Source organism: Atribacterota bacterium, assembly GCA_039638595.1.
GTDB lineage: Bacteria > Atribacterota > Atribacteria > Atribacterales > Caldatribacteriaceae > Profundicultor > Profundicultor thermophilus.
Map to the genome: position 1 here is coordinate 21,727 of JBDIWM010000007.1, position 6,001 is coordinate 27,727.

The window sequence follows — 6,001 nt, forward strand, 5'->3', positions numbered from 1 at the left end:
TGTTTTCTCCGACAGAACGAGTATAATGAGAACAAAGGTTTGAGGGGGGAGGAGAGGTCCATTTCTCAGGAAGGGGAGCTATTCCGCATTCCGAACACCACTCACCAACCCTTAGCATTCCGGATGCGCCCCGAGACCCTCGATGAGGTGGTGGGACAGCCCCATTTAACGGGAGAAAAGGGGGTGTTGCGCCGGATTGTGGCATCAGGGGTTTTACCTTCCTTGATTCTCTGGGGACCTCCGGGAAGCGGAAAAACCTCGGTGGCCCAAATTCTTGCCAAAGCCTGTCAGTATCATATGGTTTCGGTGAGTGCCGTGGCTTCAGGCGTGAAAGAAATTCGGGATGCAGTCAAAGAGGCGGAGGAACACCTCAAGCTCTACCAGAGGAAAACGGCCTTTTTCATTGACGAGATTCATCGCTTTCACAAGGGACAGCAGAGCATCCTTTTACCCTACGTTGAAGAGGGGTTAGTCACTCTGATTGGTTCCACTACCGAAAATCCCTCCTTTGAGATCATTGCCCCACTCCTTTCCCGGGCTCAGGTGCTTTTGTTCCATCCCCTTTCTGACGAAGACTTGTTCTTCCTTTTAAAAAGGGCTCTTGAGGACGAGCGGGGTCTAAAAAATTGGGCTATTGCCGCGGAAGAGGAAGTTTTGCGTTTTATGGCCCAATTAGCTGATGGGGATGCCCGACAGGCGTTGAATTTGCTTGAACTGGCTGTTTCCATTGCTCAAAGTGAGGGGGAAAAGACGCTCACCGTACCGTTCGTACGGGAGTTTCTGGTCAAAAATTTTCATCTCTATGACAAATCGGGGGAAGAACATTATAATCTTCTTTCTGCCTATCACAAGAGCCTGCGGGGAAGTGACCCTGACGGGGCCCTGTACTGGTTGGCTCGAATGCTTGAAGCGGGGGAAAATCCGCGCAATATCCTGCGTCGTTTGGTGGCCTGTGCCTCAGAGGATGTGGGGAATGCTGACCCCCAGGCACTCCTTTTGGCCGTGGCAGCGCACCAGGCTTTTGAGTTTCTGGGGGAACCGGAGGGGAGGCTGGCCCTGGCGCAGGTAACCGTGTATGTGGCCTGTGCGCCGAAAAGTAACTCGTCCTATATAGCCCTCAAACGTGCCTTGGCGGATGTGCAGGAATTTGGGTCACTTCCAGTACCATTGCATCTTCGGAATGCCCCCACCGCCATGATGAAAAAGATAGGCTATGGGAAGGAGTACCGCTATGCCCATGATTTTCCGGGGGCGTTTGTGGAGCAGGAGTATCTCCCGGAAAAGCTTCGGGGCCGAATTTACTTTCGGCCTTCTGGCCGCGGCTATGAAGAGGTTCTGCAGAAACGCCTTCGGATGCTCTGGAAAGAGAGGAATTACTGACGGTGCTCATTGAAGAGTGGGTTCGAAAGGGAAAATTCCAGCCCGACTGGAGGGAGTTCCTGGGGGTTATTCAAGGAACGCAGCCATCCCGGCGAGTGCATTTTGCCGAGTTTCTGGTGGATCCGGAAATCGTGGGGATATTCTGCGAACGGTACCTTGAGGAAAAGCCCATCGCCATTACTGAAAACCCCAAAGCTGCCTTAGCCCAGTACGTCTCCTTTTTTCATCGCTTAGGATACGATTACTGTGTTTTGGTGGATATTCCTGGACTGACCCTCCCCTTTCCCGGAAAAAGCCGCTCCGGGCCGAACCAACGGAGCTGGGTGGAAGAAGGCGTAGGAGTGATCACCTCTTTTTCCGATTTGGAAGCCTATCCTTTTCCCAGGGTGGACCAGTTTGATTTCTCCCTCTATGAGTATCTCACGTCCGTTCTTCCCGAAGGGATGGGGTGTTTGGTGAACGCCTGTGGGGGGATTTTTGAAACGGTGAGCGAGAATCTTCTGGGTTTCACCGGATTTGCGTACCTCCTATACGATGCACCAGAGCTGGTGCAAATGGTGTTTCAGAGGGTGGGCGAGGTGATTCTCGATTTTTACCGGGTGCTTCTTGATTTTCCTAAAGTGGTGGGAGTTTTTCAAGGTGATGACCTGGGATATAAAACTTCCACCCTGGTTTCACCCCAGATTGTGCGGCAGTTTGTCCTTCCCTGGCATAAGCGTCTTGCCTCTCTCTGCCATGAGCAGGGAAAGGTCTATTTCCTCCATTCCTGTGGGATGGTTCTTCCGCTTTTCGAGGATTTCATTACCGATGTGGGTATCGATGCCTTTCATTCCTTTCAGGAAGCAGTTTTTCCAGTTACGGACTTTGTTCGGCGCTATGGTAACCGGGTTGGAACGCTTGGTGGGGTAGACCTTGACTATCTTGTGCGCCTTGAAGAACGGGAACTCCGGAAGTACGTGTCCAGTATTTTGAATACATGCTTTCCTTTAGGGCGATATGCCCTGGGTTCTGGGAACTCCATTGCTCACTATGTGCCATTCCGTAACTATCTCGTCATGCTTGACCAGGGTCTTACGTTTTTAGGGTAACTTCCCGTCCTTTGGTTGACAAGTCAATCCCTCTTTCTGTACAATGGATTTGGAATTACATTATATAGATATATTGTTATAACAATTGTGAGGGAGATGATGCTATGGAGTACACCTGTGAAGAAATTGCCAAAATGATTGACCATTCCCTTCTTCGTCCGGAGCTCACTGAAGAAGAAATCATCGAAGGATGTGAGATTGCCAAAAAGTACCATGTGGCTTCAGTGTGCTGTCGACCCTCGGATGTGGCACTGGCCAGGAAGATTCTTGCCGGGAGCGATGTCAAAGTAGGGGCGGTGGTTGGTTTTCCTCATGGTTCCCATCGCACAGAGACGAAGGTTTTTGAGGCTGAACTGGCCATTCAAGATGGGGCTGAAGAACTGGATATGGTCATCCATATCGGAAAGCTGCGCAGCCGGGATTTCGAGTACGTGAAGAGGGATATCCAGGCGGTGGTGGAGGTAGCTCACAAAAACGGGGTTATAGTCAAGGTGATTTTAGAGAACTGGTATCTCACTGATGAATTGAAGCGGATTGGTTGTCGGTTGGCTGAGGAAGCCGGGGCGGATTTTGTGAAAACCTCAACCGGTTTTGCACCAGGGGGAGCGACCATTGAAGATTTGCGCTTGATGCGAGAAAGTGTTTCTTCCCGGGTGCAGGTGAAAGCCGCTGGAGGAGTACGGGATTTGGATATGGCATTAAAGGTCCGCGAGGTAGGGGCGACCAGGTTCGGGGCCACCAGGACGGTGGAGATTTTAGAAGAGTGTAAGCGGAGAAAGCGGGAATAAGAGGGCTGTTGCTCATATAAAAAGGAGGTTTTTTTATGAAAAATCCATATTTCCCCCATATTTTTTCTCCCATTGAAATTGGAAACTTTGTGGTTCCCAACCGCATTGCCCATGTGCCGACCGATATCAGTTCGGCCAACGCCGATGGTTCGGTGAACGAGCGGGTCATAACCTATCACGAAGAAATCGCCAAAGGAGGATGTGGCTTTATCATCGTGGGAGCAACCACCCCCGATAAAGCCACCGGGAGACCGACTGTAACCTGTCTGGCCGCGGATGAGGATCCCATGATTCCAGGGCTGGCGCGCCTTGCGGAAGCCATGCACCGTCATGGGGCGCGGTGTGCTGTGCAGCTGCAGCATCCTGGTCGTCAGGCAGCCTGGCCTCGTAAAGACCTTTTCTCGGCGACCGACATGGTGGTTTCTCTTCCTGGTTCGGCTGGGCATGAAGTGGTCTATGCCGAAGATGTGGCTCATGGCAAATCCATTCGGGCGATGACCGTGGAGGAAATTTATGAACTCATTGAGAAATTTGCTGAAGCCGCCTGGCGGGTACAGCAGGCTGGTTTTGATGCTGTGGAACTCCATGGTGCCCATGGGTATCTCATTGCCCAGTTCATGAGTCCTTATGTGAATCGGAGGAATGACCGATTTGGTGGGAGTTTCATAAACCGGATGCGTTTTGTTCTGGAAATCATCGACCGCATCAAGAGGAAATGTGGTAAGAAATTTCCCATCGGGATTCGGTATTCCGGTGAGGAGTGGATCGAAGGCGGAAGGACCCTGGACGAGAGTATCAAAGTGGCCAAACTCATGGAGGAGAATGGAATTGCTTTCCTGGATATCAGCGCGGGAATTTTTGAGGTTCCCGGGCCCACCATGGACCCCATGTACTATCCTCAGGGATGGAACACCTATACTGCTGAAGAAATCAAAAAGTATGTCAAGGTTCCGGTGATTACCAGTCACACCCTGCGGGATCCGGCATACTGTGAGCGAATCCTGGCCGAGGGGAAAACGGACATGATCGGGCTCTCCAGGCAGCTCATTGCGGATCCCTACTGGGGGAACAAAGCCAAAGAGGGTAAGGTGAAAGAAATTCGCAAATGTATCTCTTGTCTGGTGGGATGCTGGCAGGAATCGCTCATGGTCAAAAGAGAGTGTCGCTGTGCGATAAATCCGGCAGTGGGAGACGAGCGGTTCATCCATCTTAAAAAGTCCGAAACACCCCTTAAGGTGGCCGTTATTGGCGGAGGACCTGGCGGGATGGAAGCGGCTCGAATTGCCACTCTGCGAGGACACCAGGTGACCATCTTTGAAAAGAGTGGTGAATTGGGGGGCGCTATCCTCTATTGTTGCACTGTTCCAGCGAAGAGCAAGATGCGCTGGTATGCGGACTGGTTGCGGGAACAGATGAATAAACTCGGTGTGGTGGTGCGCTATCGTACGGTTCCCACCCTGGAGGAACTCCGAAAATTTGACGCTGTGGTGGTGGCAACTGGTGGAAAGGTTGCCCGACCAGAGATCCCAGGAATCGATTTACCTTGGGTGGTTTCTTTTGAAGATGTGCTACGATGCAAGAACAAGACCTGTGCCTATTATCCAGAGGATAAAAAAGAGCCGGTTGAATGTGGTGAAACGGTGCTTTTATGGGGAGACCATTTTGGGGTGGCCGACGCCGTGGAGAAGCTGGGCTTCGAAGGGAAAAAGCTCTATGTGGTGACCGAGAATCGAGAATTCGCCAGCTGGATGGAACCCGTCCACAGAGATGTAATGATGAAACGATTTTCCGGTGGAAATGGCGAGGGGTTGAGTCTGCGGGGCTTCAAGCACCCGGTGACCTTTATCCTTAGGACCACGGTGGTGGAAATTCGGGCCAACGGAGAAGTGGTTCTGCAGGATAGTGAGTTCTGCCGCTCAACCCTCAAGGTGGATAACGTAGTCTTGGGAAAAGTGGAACCCGATGACTCGCTGTACAGTGCACTTCTTGAAGCAGGATTGCCGGTCGCCAAAATCGGTGACGCCAGAGAAGTTCGGAATCTGCGAGGTGCAGTTACTGATGGAGCCAACCTTGGTTTGACACTCGAGAAGGACCTGGCGCTCAACGCCAATCTGGCATTCATTGCCAATCTTCCCACCGAAATTGAACGCTGAAGGCCCACGGCCTTCAGCGTTTTTCTCCGTAGAACACGGGAAAGGGGGTTATTGGTGAGGGAGATCATCGAAGAGGGAAATGTTCCCCTGTATCAGCAGTTAAAGAATATTTTAAAAGGCCAAATCTTGAGTGGAGTTTTTAAACCGGGTGATTCCATTCCCCCCGAAGCCGAACTTTGTCGAACCTATGGTGTGAGCCGGATTACGGTACGACAGGCGGTGAAGAGTCTAGTGGAAGAGGGATTTTTGTATCGTAAACAGGGTAAAGGAACTTTTGTCACTTCCCCCAAACTCCGTCGGCGGTTGCCGAAACTGTACAGCTTCAGCGAAGATATAATGGAGTTGGGGTTAAAACCCAGTTCTAAGCTCCTCGAACAGGCGATCATTGAGGCGGATGAGGAACTGGTGGAACTCCTCCGTCTCCCTCCTTCCGACCACCGGGTCAATAAACTCGTGCGGGTGAGGATGGCCAACGATGAACCCATCCTCATCGAGCGGACTCTCATTCCTGTGTATCTGTGTCCGGACCTTTTAAAGGAGGACCTCGAAAAAGGGTCACTCTATACCATTTTGCGGGAGAAATATGGCTTAC

At 51.5% G+C, this 6,001-nt stretch carries 5 protein-coding genes; all 5 read left to right on the forward strand.

Annotated features, from left to right (window positions below):
• The first annotated feature begins 123 nt into the window (after nt 1-123).
• On the forward strand, nt 124-1,380 hold the full coding sequence (locus tag ABDK92_03160) for a replication-associated recombination protein A (protein ID MEN3185622.1): 1,257 nt from the start codon (nt 124-126) through the stop codon (nt 1,378-1,380).
• A gap of 2 nt (nt 1,381-1,382) precedes the next feature.
• Entirely contained in the window at nt 1,383-2,468 is a 1,086-nt protein-coding gene (locus ABDK92_03165) for a uroporphyrinogen decarboxylase family protein (protein MEN3185623.1), read from the forward strand.
• A gap of 104 nt (nt 2,469-2,572) precedes the next feature.
• Nucleotides 2,573-3,256, forward strand: coding sequence for a deoxyribose-phosphate aldolase (gene deoC, locus ABDK92_03170; GenBank protein MEN3185624.1), 684 nt, complete (start codon nt 2,573-2,575; stop codon nt 3,254-3,256).
• A 35-nt stretch (nt 3,257-3,291) separates the two neighbouring features.
• On the forward strand, nt 3,292-5,409 hold the full coding sequence (locus ABDK92_03175) for an FAD-dependent oxidoreductase (GenBank protein MEN3185625.1): 2,118 nt from the start codon (nt 3,292-3,294) through the stop codon (nt 5,407-5,409).
• Nucleotides 5,410-5,463: 54 nt separating this feature from the next.
• A partial coding sequence (locus ABDK92_03180; protein ID MEN3185626.1) for a GntR family transcriptional regulator occupies nt 5,464-6,001 on the forward strand: 538 nt, incomplete at its 3' end.